Origin of the sequence: Kitasatospora sp. LaBMicrA B282, from assembly GCF_050325825.1 — a bacterium.
GTDB lineage: Bacteria > Actinomycetota > Actinomycetes > Streptomycetales > Streptomycetaceae > Kitasatospora.
In genome coordinates, this window is the sequence record NZ_JBNQTI010000193.1 from 1 (window position 1) to 14,689 (window position 14,689).

Consider the following 14,689-nt stretch of genomic DNA (forward strand, 5'->3'; position numbering starts at 1 on the left):
CGGCCAGCCCCGCGCCGAGCAGGACGGCGAGCAGCAGTCCGGCCGCCGCGAGCAGCCGGCTGCGGCTGCGCGCCCGGTCCAACGGCCGCCCCAGCGGCCCGAGATCGCGCCCGAAGGCGCTGCGCAGCCCGCGTCGGAGCCGGCCCGGCGCGCGGCCGGGCCGTGGTCGATGGGGGTCATAGTTGCGCCGCACGGTCATCCCTCCCCTTCCGTGCCGCACCGATGGTTCGACGATAACTCAGGCGCGGCTCGAACCGGAAAGGAGCGGCCGTCCACTCCTCAGCCCTCGGTGCCCGCCAAGTGGACGCCGAACACCGCACCCTGAGGGTCGCTCAGCACCGCGATCCGCGGGCCGTCCGGCACGTCGGTCACGCCCAGGAGGGTCCGCGCGCCCAGCCCGGTGGCCCGGTGCACCACGGCGTCCACGTCCGCCACCGCGAAGTACGGCAACCAGTGCGGCCGGACCTCGGGCGGGACCTGCTCGCCGAGCGTCGTCATGCCGCCGAAGTCGGCACCGGCCACGCCCCACTGGGTGTAGTGCTCGCCGGCGGTGACGCTCCAGTCGAAGACCGCGGGGTAGAAGTGGCAGGCCGCCGCCGGGTCCCGGGTCTGCAGCTCGACCCAGCCGAGCGCGCCCGGGCGGTTCAGCACCGCGGCGCCCCGGAACGCCCGCGGCTGCCAGAGCGAGAAGACCGCCCCGCCGCGGTCCGCCACCACCGCGAACCGCCCGGCGTCGAAGACGTCCAGCGGCCCCAGCACCACCCGGCCGCCGGCCGCGGTGACCGCGGCGGCGGTGGCGTCGGCGTCCTCGACCGCGAAGGAGACCGTCCAGGCGGTGGGCTGCCCGGGCGCGTACAGCGGGCTGAGCGCGGCCACCGGGGCGCCGTCCAGCTGCAGCACGGTGTAGCCGCCGGCCTCGGGGCGCGGATCGGTCTCGGCCCGCCAGCCGAACAGCTCGCGGTAGAACTCTTTCGCGGCCGCCGGCTCGGCGCTGCCCAGCTCGACCCAGCAGGGCCCACCCGTGACCACGTGGTCGATCTTCACCTGAGGCCTCCTCGGTCGGCGGTCGGCCGTGCGGACTCTAACCCGCAGCGCCGGCCGCCCCCGGGGCAGCGCGCCGGGCCGGTGCGGGATTCACCCGCCGGGCGGGGCCGCCGGGTTGCCGGCCGCGCGGGCGATCCGCTCCCCCAGCCGGCGCAGGTGGGCCACCAGCTCGACCGGCTCCTCCACGGTGAACTCGCACCCCAGCGACAGCAGCCGGAAGGCCAGCCACTCCAGCGGGTCCTCCCCGGTCCGCAGCCGGCAGCGCACCTGGTCCACCGGCTCCAGGTCCACCCGCGCATCGCCCAGCCGGCGCTTGGCCTCGCCGATCGGCAGTTGCAGCAGCACCACCGCGCGGTAGGTGTCCGCCTGCGGGCGCAGCTTGGCCGCCACGTACGCGGCGGCGTCGGCGGCCGGCAGCTCGCGCGGCACCACCCGGGCGCCGGTGGCCTGCGCACCGGTCATCCGGTCGACCCGGAAGATCCGCCAGTCGTCCCGGTCGTTGTCGAAGGCGACCAGGTACCAGCGCCGCCCGGCGGCCACCAGCCGGTGCGGCTCCACCAGCCGGCGGGTCCGGGCTCCGTCGGCCGCCCGGTAGTCGAACCGCAGCCGCTCCGGCCCGGCCACCGCACCGGCCAGCACCGCGAGCTGCTCCGGGTCCACCACCGGCCCGCCGCCGGGCAGCGGCACGGTGGCCGCGTCGATCGCGCCCACCCGCTGCCGCAGCCGGGCCGGGAGCACCTGGGCGAGCTTGGCCAGCGCGCGCACCGAGGCCTCCTCGACGCCGCTCACCGCGCTGCGCGCCGCGGTGGCCAGGCCGACCGCGATCGCCACCGCCTCCTCGTCGTCCAGCAGCAGCGGGGGCATCGCCTTGCCCGCCGCCAGCCGGTAGCCGCCGATCGAGCCGAGCGTGGCCTGGACCGGGTAGCCCAGCTCGCGCAGCCGCTCGATGTCGCGGCGGATGGTGCGGGTGGTCACGCCGAGGCGCTCGGCGAGCTCGCTGCCGGGCCACTCGCGCGGCGTCTGCAGCAGGGACAGCAGGTTCAACAGGCGGGCCGGGGTGTCGGTGGTCACGGAATCCAGCATGGCGGACATCTAGGACAGGATCTGACCTGTATGCCGTCTAGCGTCGTTCCCGTCGAAAGCACGAAGAGCCGGACCGGAAGCCGAGGCGAGCACCGATGACCACCCCACCCATCCCTGACCGGCGGCGCTGGATCGCGCTCGCCATCGTGATGACCGCGTCCTTCATGGACCTGGTCGACGTGACCATCGTCAACATCGCGGTGCCCTCCATCCGGCAGGACCTGGGTGCCTCGTTCAGCGCGATCCAGTGGGTCACCGGCGGGTACGCGCTGGCCTTCGCGATCGGCCTGATCACCGGCGGCCGGCTGGGCGACGTCTACGGGCGCAAGCGGATCTTCCTGATCGGCGTCACCGGGTTCACCGTGGCCTCGGCGCTGTGCGGGATGGCGGCCGACCCGGGGATGCTGGTGGCGACCCGGGTGCTGCAGGGCGGCACGGCGGCGCTGATGGTGCCCCAGGTGCTGTCGATCATCCACACCACCTTCCCGGCCGAGGAGCGCGGCAAGGTCTTCGGGATGTTCGGGGCCATGGTGGGCCTGGGCGCGGTCAGCGGACCGCTGCTCGGCGCGCTGCTCACCGAGTGGAACCTGGGCGGCCTGCAGTGGCGGCCGATCTTCCTGATCAACCTGCCGGTCGGGGCCGCCGCGGTGCTGCTCGGGCGGCGCTTCATCGGCGAGTCGCGGGCCGCGGCCGGGCTGCGGCTGGACCTGGTGGGCATGGCGCTGGCCGCGCTCGGCCTGCTGATGCTGCTCTACCCGCTGACCCAGGGCCGGGACGCCGGCTGGCCGCTGTGGGGCTTCGTCTCGATGGGCCTGAGCCTGCCGGTGCTGGCCCTGTTCGTCCGCTACGAGCGGTTCAAGGCGCGCAAGGACGGCTCGCCGCTGGTCGAGCTCTCGCTCTTCCGGGTGCGCAGCTTCGCCGGCGGCATCGCGGTGCAGCTGATCTTCGGGGTGGTCTGCGGGATCTTCTTCCTGGTCTGGACCCTGTGGATGCAGCTGGGCCTGGGCTGGAGCCCGCTGCGGGCCGGTCTGACCGGCATCCCGTTCTCGATCGCCGTCTCGGTCGCGGCCGGGGTCTCGGTGCAGGCGCTGGTGCCGCGGTTCGGGCGCCGGGTGCTGCAGGCCGGGGCGCTGGTGATGGCCGCGGGCGTGCTGCTCTACCTGGGTGAGGCGCACCGCTACGGCACCGGCATCCACCCCTGGCAGATGGCGCTGCCGCTGGTGGTGATGGGCCTCGGCATGGGGCTGATCGTGGCGCCGCTGACCGACGCGGTGCTGGCCGAGGTGCCGCGCGAGCACGCCGGCTCGGCCTCCGGGCTGATCAACACCACCCAGCAGCTGGGCAACGCGCTGGGGCTGGCGCTGGTCTCGGTCGCCTTCTTCTCGGTGGTGGACGCGGCGGCGCCCACCCAGCCGGTCGGCGAGGTCTTCACCCGGGCCTTCGGGCACGCGATGTGGTGGCTGGTCGGCGGCCTGCTGGCGGTCTTCCTGCTGCTGACCGCGCTGCCGCGGCGCAGCCGGACGGCGGCCTCCTCGGCGGCGGCGGGCGAGGTGGACCAGGCGCCCGCGCAGGACCGGGAGCCCGCGCCGATCGGCTGACCCCGCCTCAGCACCGCGCCGGCGCCCGGCCGCCGATCCCCCTGCGGATCGGCGACCGGGCGCCGAATTCGTTGCGCGCCCATCAGGGTGAAAAGGCGGTTCGCCATTATCCGTCGTGCCGCCGGGTGGTGCATTCTCGGTGTCATCACGGGTCGAAATCCTCGGCCCGCCGGATAAGGGGAATACGTATGCGAATTCGCACCGCCCTCATCGGGTTCGCCCTCGCGGGCCTGGCGGTCGTCGGCACCGCCACCGGCGCCAGCGCGCACAGCTTCCACCACACCAGCTCCTTCGCCGGCATGAGCATGGGTACCGCGGGCCACGGGATGGTCACCTGGGACAACTCGAAGTCGGGCAGTCGCGAGGACTGCTTCAGCACCGGCGAGTGAATTCCGGCGGTGAATGACCGGTTCACGCAATTCCTGTGATTTCGTGAACTGTATGGAAATGCGCCGGGTGGCTGAGGATCCGTCAGCCACCCGGCGCGTCCGTGGGGCGGCCCGATCAGCGGGCCGCCGCTGCCGGCCCGGCCCAGCCGTGCACGGCGTGCTCCAGCTCGATCAGCAGCAGGTCGGTGGCGGACACCGCCAGCACCTCGCAGCCGGCGTGCGCACGGCAGTACCGGGTCACCGAGCCGGGCCGCTGCGGCGACACCCGCCCCGGCCGCCCCGCCCCCACCACCAGCAGGTCGCCGGGCCGATCGGCCACCGCCACCAGGGCGGGCCCGGCCTCGGCCTGCACCACCAGCGGGCTCACCGGCAGTCCGACGGGCCGGCCGCCGCAGGCCTGCTCGACGACCACGTCCAGTCGCCGGCGCGCCGCGTGCGCCAGCTCGGAGAGCGGCCGCAGCGGTTCGTCCGAGGGCAGCCAGGCCGCCACCGGCACCAGTTCCACCTGCTGGCCGCAGGCCTGGCGCCGGGTCGCCTCCTGCACCGCCCGGTGGACCGCCGCCAGCGAGCTCACCGAGCCGCTGACGCCGACGATGACCCGTGTCCTGCGGGCTCTCTCCCCGGCCGTTCCCGTGGTCATCCGACCGCTCCCTCCGTGCGCGCCGCCCGTCCGCGCCGACCGCTTCGACGCCCGGGATCCGGCACCCGCCTTCCATTGCAGCCCCACCTGGCCCACCCGCCCCGGTCCTTGACGCACGCCCTACGCCCGACCGCCCGTCCTTGACGGATCCGCTACACCCCGGGGTCGGCCACCCCGGGGTCGGCCACACCGGGAGCCTCCGCGCCCGGACCCACCGCCGCGCCGCCCGTCCCGTCGCGGTGGAGCAGCAGCAGCGCGGCGTCGTCCTCCGCCTCCAACCGCGCGCCCAGCGTCTCGCTCAACCGGTCGGCCAGCTCCTCGAGCCCGACCGGACCGCCGGCCAGCAGCGCGGCCAACCGGGCCAGCCCCAGCTCCAGGTCCTCGCCCGGCCGCTCCACCAGTCCGTCGCTGTACAGCAGCAGGGTGTCGCCCGGGGCCAGCGTGAACCCGGTCGGCGGGTAGCCGTCCGGCAGCCAGGCGGCGGGCAGGCCGAGCGGCAGGCCGGTGGCCACCTCGATCCGGTCGACCGTGCCGTCGGCGTGCCGCACCAGCGGCGGCAGGTGGCCGGCGTTGGCCGCCCGGACCAGGCCGGTGGCGAGCGAGACCCGGGCGTAGAGGCAGGTGGCGAAGCGGTCGGCGCGCAGCTCGGCGAGGAAGGCCGAGGCCCGGCGCAGCACCTCGGTGCTGCTGTGGCCCTCGGCGGCGTAGGCGGTCATCGCTATCCGCAACTGCCCCATGATCGCGGCCGCCTCGGTGTCGTGCCCCTGCACGTCACCGATCGCCACCCCGACCTCGCCCTCCCCCAGCGGCACCGCGTCGTACCAGTCGCCGCCGATCCACACGCCCTCGCGCGCGGTGCGGTAGCGCACCGTCAGCGCGCCGCCGGCGGGCCTGGGCAGGTGGCGCGGCAGCATCGCGTTCTGCAGGCCGGCGGCGATCTCCCGGGACTGGTCGACCAGCATCGCCCGCTGCAGCGACTGCGCGATCGCGCTGGCCAGCGTGGTCAGCAGGGTGCGGTCCTCGCTGGTGAAGCCGCGCTTGCCCTCGTAGACCAGGGCGAGCGCGCCGATCGGGCGCCCCTGCGCGGTGAGCGGCAGGAAGGCGGCGGCGGTGGCCGGGCTGTCGGCGACCTGGTCGGCCAGGTCCGGGTAGCGGCGCAGGAAGACCTGGCGCGAGGTGAAGAAGGCCGGTTCGCCGGAGCGGACCACGTCGTTCAGCGGGCGCGGCTCGGTCAACCGGGCCTGGTGCATCGCCCGCACCCGGACGTTGACCTGGCCGACCGCACCGACCAGCTTCACCCGCCCTTGGTCCACCACGCCCAGCGTGATGCCCTGGGCGCCCAGTCGGCGCATGCTCTGATCACCGGTCAGCACCGTCACCACGTCGTCCACGGTCAGCGCCTCGCCGAGCGCCTGGGCCACCTCGCGCAGCGCCGACTCCTGGCGCTGCCGGTCGTCCTCGGCCATCAGGCGCAGCGCCGAGTGGGACAGCTCCTGGGTGGCGTCGCGCACCACGCCGACCACCCGGACCTCGGCCCGCCCCGGGTCGCGGACCACCTGGCCCTGGGTGTGGGTCCAGCGCATCGAGCCGTCCCGGCGCCGGATCCGGAAGTAACTGCTGTAGGAGTCGCTGCGCCCGGCCCGGATGTCCTCGACCAGTTTGAAGAGCCGGATCACCTCGTCCACCGGGATCCGGCGGGACAGGCCGGCCGCCATCCCGTCGTACTCGTCCGGGTGCAGGTCGAAGACGGCCAGGCCGCACTCGTCCAGGGTGAAGCGGCCGGTGGCCGGGTCCCACTCGAAGCAGCCGAGCCCGGTGGCGGTCATCGCCTCCACCGGGTCGACGTGCGGCGGCCGGGGGTCGGTCATCCGCCGGCGGCCGGCTGCGGGACGCGGACCACCACCGCGGGGCAGGGCGCGTGCTCGACCACGTGCCGGCTGACCGAGCCGAGCAGCACCCCGGCGAAGCCGCCGAGCCCCCGGCTGCCCACCACCAGCAGCTCGGCGCCCTTGGCCTGGCTGACCAGCGCCGCCGGTGGCGGCCCGGGCAGCACCACCTGGACCACCGGCACCGGCGGGTCCTCCCCGCCGAGCACCTCGGCCACCGCGTCCTCGAGCACCCGGGCCGCCAGGTGCTCCGGGTTCAGCCCTTCCGGCGGCGGCGGGAGCACCCCGACCAGCGCGAAGTAGCCCGGCAGCTCCCAGGCGATCACCGCCTCGACCACGTCGGCCCGGGTCGCCCGGGCCTGCCCCAGCGCCCAGCGCAGGGCCTCCGCGGCCGCCGGCGAGCCGTCCATCCCGACCACGATCCGCTTCCGCTCCACCATCGCGCTCACTCCCCGCCGCTCGCGGCCGGCCGGGCCGGGGTGCGGACCGGCAGCAGCACCGGTCGGCCGATCGGTGCCCGTTGCACCGCGGGTGGCGAGCAGAGCGGGCTCATGCCGAAGAAGCGGCTGAACAGGTCGCCGAACGGATCGGTGGGCAGCGTCATGGGGGCATCACCTGACTGGGCAGCGGACGGAGCTGCCCTCAGCCTCACCCGGCAGTTGACGGCCCGCCACCGGAGCGTGGCGGGCGCGCACCGCCCGGTTGCGGGAGGATCGCGGTGTGATGACCAAGGAGCCGGCGGGCGGACTGCGACTGCACAGCGCCCAGGGACGTCGGGTGGTACTGGCAGCGGCGCTCGGCAGCGGCATGGCGATGCTCGACGGCACCGTGGTCAACGTGGCGCTGCCGCACATCGGCGCGGAGCTGGGCGCCTCGCTGGCGGCCCTGCAGTGGACGGTCAACGCCTACCTGCTCACGCTGGCCGGGCTGATCCTGCTGGGCGGCTCGCTCGGCGACCGGTACGGGCGGCGGCGGGTCTTCGTGCTCGGCGTCTGCTGGTTCGCCGCCGCCTCCGGGCTGTGCGCGCTGGCCCCCACCGTCGGGGTGCTGGTGGCCGCCCGCGCGCTGCAGGGCATCGGCGGCGCGCTGCTCACCCCGGGCTCGCTCGCCCTGTTGCAGGCCACCTTCCACCCGGACGACCGCTCGGCGGCGGTGGGCGCCTGGTCGGGACTGGGCGGGGTGGCCACCGCGGTCGGCCCGTTCCTGGGCGGCTGGCTGGTGAGCGGGCCCGGCTGGCGGTGGATCTTCGTCCTGAACCTGCCGGTCGCGGTGCTGGTGGTGCTGCTGACGCTGCGCCACGTGCCGGAGAGCCGCGACGAGCAGGCGAGCGGGCGGTTCGACGTGCTGGGCGCGCTGCTCGCCGCGCTGGCGCTGGGCGGGGTGACCTACGCGCTGACCGCGGCGGCCGAGGGGCTGTCGCCCGCGGTGGTGGTCTCGGCGGTGGCCGGCGTGCTGCTGGGCATGGCCTTCGTGCTGGTGGAGCGGCGCGAGTCGGCGCCGATGCTGCCGCTGGGGCTGTTCCGCTCGCCGCTGTTCACCGCGGTCAACCTGGTCACGCTGGGGATCTACGGTGCGCTCAGCGGGGTGTTCTTCTTCCTGCAGGTGCAGTTGCAGACGGTGGCCGGCTTCAGCCCGGTGGTGGCCGGGGTGGCCTTCGCCCCGGTGACGCTGCTGATGTTGCTGTTCTCCGCGCGGGCCGGGCGGCTCGGCACCCGGATCGGGCCGCGGGTGCCGCTCACGCTGGGCCCGCTGGTCGCCGCCGCGGGCGTGCTGCTGATGCTGCGGATCGGCCCGCACGCCTCCTACGGGGCGGACGTGCTGCCGGCCGCGGTGGTCTTCGGTGCGGGCCTGACGCTGCTGGTCGCGCCGCTGACCGCGACCGTGCTGGCCGCGGTGGACGTGCGCCGGGCCGGCATCGCCAGCGGGGTGAACAACGCGGCGGCGCGGGCCGCCGGGCTGCTCGCGGTGGCGGCGCTGCCGCTGCTCACCCGGCTGAGCGGCGACCAGTACCGGCAGCCGGCCGCGGTGGACGCGGCCTTCCGGGACGCGGTGCTGATCTGCGCCGGAGTGCTCGCCGGGGCGGGGCTGCTGGCGCTGGTCACGGTGCCGGGCCGGACGCCCGAGCACACGGCCGAGCCGGACGCCACCTGGTACTGCGCGAACACCGCCCCGCCGGTGGACCCGGGGCACGAGTGCCCCGGGTCCGAGCGGTGAGGCGGCGCTGCCGGCGGTGCTACGGGATACCGGTACTACGGGATGCCGGTGCTACAGGATGTCGCCGGGGGCGTACTTGGCGGCCTCCGGGTAGGCGGCGGCGACCGTCTCGATCCGGCAGACCAGCTCGGCCACCTGGGCACCGGCCGCGCCGGTGAAGGAGAGCCGGTCGACCAGCAGGGCGTCGAGGGCGGCGCGGTCCAGCGGCATCCGCTCGTCCGCGGCCAGCCGGTCCAGCAGCTCGTTCTGCCGGGCGCCGGCACGCATCGCGAGCGCCGAGGCGACCGCGTGCTCCTTGATCACCTCGTGGCCGGTCTCCCGGCCCACGCCCGCGCGCACCGCGCCCATCAGCACCTTGGTGGTGGCCAGGAACGGCAGGTAGCGGTCCAGCTCGGCCTCGATCACCGCGGGGAAGGCGCCGAACTCGTCCAGCACGGTGAGGAAGGTCTCCAGCAGGCCGTCGAAGGCGAAGAAGGCGTCCGGCAGCGCGACCCGGCGCACCACCGAGCAGGAGACGTCGCCCTCGTTCCACTGGTCGCCGGCGAGCTCGGCGGTCATCGAGGCGTAGCCGCGCAGGATCACCGCGAGGCCGTTGACCCGCTCGCAGGAGCGGGTGTTCATCTTGTGCGGCATCGCCGAGGAGCCGACCTGGCCCTCCTTGAAGCCCTCGGTCACCAGCTCGTGGCCGGCCATCAGGCGGATCGTCTTGGCCAGGCTGGAGGGGGCGGCGGCCAGCTGGACCAGCGCGGTGAGCACCTCGAAGTCGAGGCTGCGCGGGTAGACCTGGCCGACCGAGGTGAAGACGTTGTCGAAGCCGAGGTGGCCGGCCACCCGGCGCTCCAGCTCGGCCAGCTTCTCGGCGTCGCCGCCGAGCAGGTCGAGCATGTCCTGGGCGGTGCCGACCGGGCCCTTGATCCCGCGCAGCGGGTACCGGGCGATCAGCTCCTCGAGCCGGGCGAAGGCGACCAGCAGCTCGTCGGCGATGCTGGCGAAGCGCTTGCCGAGGGTGGTGGCCTGGGCGGCGACGTTGTGCGAGCGGCCGGCCATCACCAGCTCGGCGTGCTCGGCGGCGAGCCGGCCGAGCCGGACCAGCACGGCCACCGTGCGGTCGCGCACGTGCTCCAGGGACTGGCGGACCTGCAGCTGCTCGACGTTCTCGGTCAGGTCCCGGGAGGTCATCCCCTTGTGGATCTGCTCGTGGCCCGCGAGCTCGCTGAACTCCTCGATCCGGGCCTTCACGTCGTGCCGGGTGACCCGCTCGCGGCGGGCGATGGAGGCGAGGTCGACCTGGTCGATCACCCGCTCGTAGTCGGCGACGGCGGTCTCCGGCACCTCGATGCCCAGATCCCGCTGGGCCTTCAGGACGGCGAGCCACAGGTGGCGTTCGAGGACCACCTTGTGCTCGGGGGACCACAGCTGGGCCAGGGTGGCCGAGGCGTACCGGGCGGCCAGGACATTGGGGATCTGGGGCTTCGCGCTCACGCTTCGCAAGGTTAACAGTCGAGGTCAGCGGGGAGACACGACGGGGCCAGTGCTGTCGCGGCTCGAGCCGGCTCCGCGGTCACAGCTCCAGCAGGCCCTTGCCCAGCGTGGTGAGGCCGCCGGCCAGCGCGAGCAGCAGCACCACGGTGCGGGCCCGCCGTTCCGGCACCCGCTCGCCCAGCCAGGCGCCGATCACCGCGCCGAGGCCGAGCGCGGCGGCCACCGCCAGCCAGCCCGGGCCGGCCAGCCTGGGCAGCCCCTTGGCGGCCAGCGAGAAGAGGTTCACCAGCAGGCCGTAGAACTGCGCGTTGGGCACGAACTCGCGCACCGTCCAGTCGGCGTTGACCGCGTAGAGCGAGATCGCCGGGCCGCCGACCCCGGCCGAGGCGTTCATGAAGCCGCTGGCCGCCCCGGCGGCGAGCGCACCGCGCCGCCCGCGCAGCGCGGCCACCCGGGTGCCGCGCATCACCAGCAGCACCGCCACGGTGACCAGCGCGCCCATCGAGGCGAGCAGCTGCGGCTCCGGCAGGTGCCCGGCCACCCAGGCGCCGGCCGGCACCGCCAGCGCGGCGGCGGCCACCAGCGGCAGCATCGCGCCCGGGTTGACCCGGCGCCAGGTGCCGGCCAGGCCGATCGCGCTGATCGCCCCGGCGGCGCAGTTGGCCAGCAGCACCCCCTGCCCGGCGCCGAGCAGCAGCGCCAGCGCGGGCGCGGCCACCAGGGCGAAGCCGATCCCGGCCATCCGCTGGACCGAGGCTCCGGCCAGCACCACGCCGCCGAGCAGCAGGGTGGCTCCCCAGCTGTGCGTCACCGCCTGCTCCTCGGTCGATCGGCTCCGGACAGCGACAACCAACCAGGCGGACGGCGGTGGCGTCCATGATCGGGACCGACAGGAATCGGGCGCGCCGGGTAGGAGGAACCTCCACCCGGCCAGGCGGCGCGGCTCGGCTCGGGCAGCCGGCCGCGGAGCCGCTCAGTCGGTCAGCAGCGGCAGCAGCTGGTGGCACATCGCCAGCAGCTCGGCGCGCTGGACGTCGGTGAGCGAGTCCAGCGCCCGGTGCGCCTTGGTCATGTCGGCACGGATCCGCAGCAGCACCTCGCGGCCCTCGTCCGTGATGGTGACGATCTTCACCCGGCGGTCGCCCGCCGAGGCCTCCCGGCGGGCCAGGTCGAGCGACTCCAGCCGGTCGACGATGCCCGTGACGTTGGAGGCGTCGCAGCCCAGCCGGCCGGCCAGCGCCCGCATCGGCACCGGCTCGCGCACCACGCCCAGCGCCTTGGCCTGCGAGGAGCTGAGGCCGTGCCGACCCGCTGCGGTGGCGAAGTCGACGAAGTAGGCGGCGCTGACGGCGGCCACCGCCTCCATCAGGGCGGGGGTGCTGACCGGGGGTGCGACGGTGCTCATGGAACCCATGAGAGCACAGTACGCATAAACATTTCATTTACTCCAGTGTTGACCGTGGCAACGGACTGCCGGAGTCCCGGTCCGTTCGCCCGCTGCCCGGCGCCCGTACCTCTTGTCCCGCCTGTCCCGCCCGCCCCGCCGGTCCGGCAGCCGCTCAGGCCACCAGCTGCGCGAAGAGCCGCTCCAGCTCGGCCTGCGGGTCCTCGGTCAGCCCGGTGTGCACCGGCCCCGGCTGGACGACCGCACTGCGCGGCGCGGTCAGCCAGCGGAACCGCTGTCCCGGACTGTCGCCCGCCGCCGGCCCGGCCGCCGCGCCACCCGCGCAGACCGCCTCGATGCCGTGCAGCGCCCGCCCCACCCCCACCAGGTCGACCCGCGGGTCCAGCGCCAGCAGCTTGGCCTCCGGCAACAGGGTGCGCACCAGCAGCTCCCCGCGCCACCGGCAGTGCAGCAGCACCCCGACGTTGACGCACTCGCCGCGCTCCACCCGCGGCACGGCGCGGATCAGCGCGTACTCGAAGTCGTGCCGCTCCACGGCGGGCCGCTCCTGCAGCTGCTCGGTCATCGGGTCACCTCGGCGGAGAGCTCGGGCAGCCAGTCGCGCGGCCCGGCCAGCCGGGCCGACAGCTGCGCCACGTAGGCGGCGCGCACCGCCGCGGGGTCGGCGAAGCCGGGTTCGTCGAGCAGGAACTCGTCCGGGATCTCGGCCGCCGCGGCGGCGAGCAGCTGATCGGTCGCCCGCGGCGCCAGCTCGGCGTCGGCCGCCGCCAGGTCGCCGGCGAACCGGCGCAGCGCGTGGTCGCCGGCGTCGTACGGGCGGCGGGTCCAGTTCGCCGCGCCGGACCAGCTGTGGTGGAAGATCAGGCTGGCGCCGTGGTCGATCAGGTGCAGCCGCCCGTCGGCCACCAGCAGGTTGGGGTTACGCCAGGACCGGTCCACGTTGCCGATCAGCGCGTCGAACCAGAGCACCCGGGCGGCCAGCTGCGGGTCCACCTCGAAGCAGAGCGGGTCGAAGTTGAGCGCGCCGCTGAGGAAGGCCAGGCCGACGTTGAGCCCGCCGCTGGCCCGCATCTGCTCCTGGATCTGCTGCTCCGGCTCGCTGCGGGCCAGCACCGGGTCGAGGTCCAGCCGGACCAGTTCCGGCACCGGCAGCCCGAGCCCCCGGCCCAGGCAGCCGGCCAGCACCTCGGCCACCAGCGCCTTGCGGCCCTGGGCCGCACCGGACCACTTGAGCGCGTACAACCGGTGGTCGTCGCCCGCCACCAGGCCCGGCATCGAGCCGCCTTCTCGCAGTGGCGTCACATAGCGGACCGCCGTCACCTCACGAAGCACGCGCCAACCCTACCCATCCGTCCGCCGTGCGGTGGCGCGCCCTCAGGGCCCGTGCGAGGGTGGCCGGGACGTGGCCTCCCGTCACACGGACCCCGCCGATCGCGGAGGAAGACAGGGAAGACAGATGGAACGTCCTCGAATCCTGGTGGTGGGCGGCGGTTTCGCCGGACTGGAGTGCGCCCGCCGGCTGGAGCGCAAGCTCGCCGCGACCGAGGCCCAGATCACCCTGGTCGCCCCGTTCAGCTACCAGCTCTACCTGCCGCTGCTGCCGCACGTCGCGGCCGGGGTGCTCACCCCCTCCTCGGTGGCGGTCTCGCTGCGCCGCACCCTGCACCGCACCGACATCATCCCGGGCGGGGCGATCGGGGTCGATCCGCGGGCCAAGGTCTGCATCATCCGCTCGATCACCGACAAGGTGATCACCGAGCCCTACGACTACCTGGTACTGGCCCCCGGCAGCATCACCCGCACCTTCGACATCCCGGGGCTGCCCGAGCACGCCCGCGGCATGAAGACGCTGGCCGAGGCCGCCTACATCCGTGACCACGTGATCGCCCAACTGGACCTCGCCTCGGCCACCCTGGACCAGGCCGAGCGCGAGTCGCGGCTGCAGTTCGTGGTGGTCGGCGGCGGCTACGCGGGCACCGAGACCGCGGCCTGCCTGCACCGGCTGACCGCCGCGGCGCTGGACCGCTACCCGCGGCTGGACCCGCGGCTGATCAAGTGGCACCTGATCGACATCGCACCGAAGCTGATGCCCGAGCTCGGCGAGCACCTGGGCACCAGGGCGATGAAGGTGCTGCGGGAGCGCGGCGTGGAGGTCTCGCTCGGCGTCTCGGTGGCCGAGGTGGACGACACCACGGTGACCTTCACCGACGGCCGCAAGCTCCCCTGCCGGACGTTGATCTGGACCGCCGGGGTGGCGGCCAGCCCGCTGATCGGCACCCTGGACGCGGAGACCGTGCGCGGCCGGATCGCGGTGACCGCGGAGATGCGGGTGCCGCAGTTCGAGGGCATCTTCGCGCTCGGCGACGCGGCGGCGGTGCCGGACCTGGCCAAGGGCGACGGCGCGGTCTGCCCGCCCACCGCCCAGCACTCGGCCCGCCAGGGCCGCAAGGTGGCCGACAACCTGGTCGCCGCGCTGCGCAACCAGCCCTTGGAGCCGTACTACCACAAGGACTTGGGCCTGGTGGTGGACCTGGGCGGCAAGGACGCGGTGTCCAAGCCGTTGGGCGTGGAGATGAGCGGCGTGCCGGCCCAACTGGTGGCCCGCGGCTACCACCTGATGGCGATGCGGACCAACGTCGCCAAGCTGCGGGTGGGCGCCAACTGGGCGATGAACGCCACCGCCGGCGACGACTTCGTCCGGATCGGCTTCCTGGCCCGCCGGCCGGCCCGGCTGCGGGACTTCGAGTACACCGACGCGTACCTGACCAAGGAACAGATCCGCGAGCACACCAGTTCGTTGCACGCCAAGCACTGACGGCCCCGGCCCGGGGGGGGGGGGGGGGGGGGGGGGGGGGGGGGGGGGGGGGGGGGGGGGGGGGGGGGGGGGGGGGGGGGGGGGGGGGGGGGGGGGGGGGGGGGGGGGGGGGGGGGGGGGGGGGGGGGGGGGG

16 protein-coding genes are annotated in these 14,689 nt (G+C 74.9%); 4 read left to right on the top strand and 12 right to left on the bottom strand.

The annotated features are described in order from the left end of the window. From ACQRUO_RS34010 to ACQRUO_RS34020, 3 genes are all read right to left on the bottom strand, one after another. On the bottom strand, window positions 1–193 hold a 193-nt coding region (locus ACQRUO_RS34010; RefSeq protein WP_428320007.1), incomplete at its 3' end, for a hypothetical protein. Between the two features lie 86 nt (window positions 194–279). Then, window positions 280–1,044, bottom strand: coding sequence for a VOC family protein (locus ACQRUO_RS34015; RefSeq protein WP_428320008.1), 765 nt, complete (start codon window positions 1,042–1,044; stop codon window positions 280–282). Window positions 1,045–1,134: 90 nt separating this feature from the next. Beyond that, window positions 1,135–2,136 (bottom strand): helix-turn-helix transcriptional regulator, encoded by a 1,002-nt coding sequence (locus tag ACQRUO_RS34020; protein WP_428320009.1) that lies wholly within the window; start codon window positions 2,134–2,136, stop codon window positions 1,135–1,137. A gap of 86 nt (window positions 2,137–2,222) precedes the next feature. Here ACQRUO_RS34020 and ACQRUO_RS34025 point away from each other — a divergent pair, with 86 nt between their 5' ends. Further along, entirely contained in the window at window positions 2,223–3,725 is a 1,503-nt protein-coding gene (locus ACQRUO_RS34025; protein ID WP_428320010.1) for an MFS transporter, read from the top strand. Window positions 3,726–3,913: 188 nt separating this feature from the next. Beyond that, entirely contained in the window at window positions 3,914–4,114 is a 201-nt protein-coding gene (locus ACQRUO_RS34030; RefSeq protein WP_428320011.1) for a hypothetical protein, read from the top strand. Window positions 4,115–4,229: 115 nt separating this feature from the next. Here ACQRUO_RS34030 and ACQRUO_RS34035 read toward each other — a convergent pair whose 3' ends face one another. The 4 genes from ACQRUO_RS34035 to ACQRUO_RS34050 all read right to left on the bottom strand — a co-directional run bounded on the left by ACQRUO_RS34035 (window position 4,230) and on the right by ACQRUO_RS34050 (window position 7,244). Next, entirely contained in the window at window positions 4,230–4,754 is a 525-nt protein-coding gene (locus ACQRUO_RS34035) for a universal stress protein (RefSeq protein ID WP_428320012.1), read from the bottom strand. A 152-nt stretch (window positions 4,755–4,906) separates the two neighbouring features. Then, window positions 4,907–6,622: a SpoIIE family protein phosphatase gene (locus ACQRUO_RS34040; RefSeq protein WP_428320013.1), complete on the bottom strand. Its 1,716-nt coding sequence runs from the start codon at window positions 6,620–6,622 to the stop codon at window positions 4,907–4,909. Beyond that, window positions 6,619–7,080 carry a universal stress protein gene (locus ACQRUO_RS34045; RefSeq protein WP_428320014.1) on the bottom strand — a complete coding sequence of 154 codons (462 nt, stop codon included), beginning with the start codon at window positions 7,078–7,080 and terminating at the stop codon, window positions 6,619–6,621. Before ACQRUO_RS34045 ends, ACQRUO_RS34040 begins: the two co-directional genes overlap by 4 nt. A 5-nt stretch (window positions 7,081–7,085) precedes the next feature. Beyond that, on the bottom strand, window positions 7,086–7,244 hold the full coding sequence (locus tag ACQRUO_RS34050) for a hypothetical protein (protein ID WP_428320022.1): 159 nt from the start codon (window positions 7,242–7,244) through the stop codon (window positions 7,086–7,088). Window positions 7,245–7,363: 119 nt separating this feature from the next. Here ACQRUO_RS34050 and ACQRUO_RS34055 point away from each other — a divergent pair, with 119 nt between their 5' ends. After that, complete coding sequence (locus tag ACQRUO_RS34055) at window positions 7,364–8,854, top strand: MFS transporter (protein ID WP_428320015.1); 1,491 nt, start codon at window positions 7,364–7,366, stop codon at window positions 8,852–8,854. A gap of 51 nt (window positions 8,855–8,905) precedes the next feature. Here ACQRUO_RS34055 and purB read toward each other — a convergent pair whose 3' ends face one another. The 5 genes from purB to ACQRUO_RS34080 all read right to left on the bottom strand — a co-directional run bounded on the left by purB (window position 8,906) and on the right by ACQRUO_RS34080 (window position 13,073). Continuing rightward, on the bottom strand, window positions 8,906–10,336 hold the full coding sequence (gene purB, locus ACQRUO_RS34060; RefSeq protein ID WP_428320016.1) for an adenylosuccinate lyase: 1,431 nt from the start codon (window positions 10,334–10,336) through the stop codon (window positions 8,906–8,908). A gap of 79 nt (window positions 10,337–10,415) precedes the next feature. Continuing rightward, a complete protein-coding gene (locus ACQRUO_RS34065) occupies window positions 10,416–11,078 on the bottom strand; it encodes a TSUP family transporter (RefSeq protein ID WP_428320021.1) in 663 nt (220 codons plus the stop codon). 231 nt (window positions 11,079–11,309) lie between these two features. Continuing rightward, window positions 11,310–11,741 carry a MarR family winged helix-turn-helix transcriptional regulator gene (locus tag ACQRUO_RS34070; RefSeq protein WP_428320017.1) on the bottom strand — a complete coding sequence of 144 codons (432 nt, stop codon included), beginning with the start codon at window positions 11,739–11,741 and terminating at the stop codon, window positions 11,310–11,312. A 154-nt stretch (window positions 11,742–11,895) separates the two neighbouring features. Beyond that, window positions 11,896–12,306: a DUF3037 domain-containing protein gene (locus ACQRUO_RS34075; protein ID WP_428320018.1), complete on the bottom strand. Its 411-nt coding sequence runs from the start codon at window positions 12,304–12,306 to the stop codon at window positions 11,896–11,898. Continuing rightward, a complete protein-coding gene (locus ACQRUO_RS34080) occupies window positions 12,303–13,073 on the bottom strand; it encodes a HipA family kinase (RefSeq protein WP_428320019.1) in 771 nt (256 codons plus the stop codon). Before ACQRUO_RS34080 ends, ACQRUO_RS34075 begins: the two co-directional genes overlap by 4 nt. 124 nt (window positions 13,074–13,197) lie before the next feature. Here ACQRUO_RS34080 and ACQRUO_RS34085 point away from each other — a divergent pair, with 124 nt between their 5' ends. Continuing rightward, window positions 13,198–14,556, top strand: a complete 1,359-nt coding sequence (locus ACQRUO_RS34085) for an NAD(P)/FAD-dependent oxidoreductase (RefSeq protein WP_428320020.1) — start codon at window positions 13,198–13,200, stop codon at window positions 14,554–14,556. Window positions 14,557–14,689 lie beyond the last annotated feature (133 nt).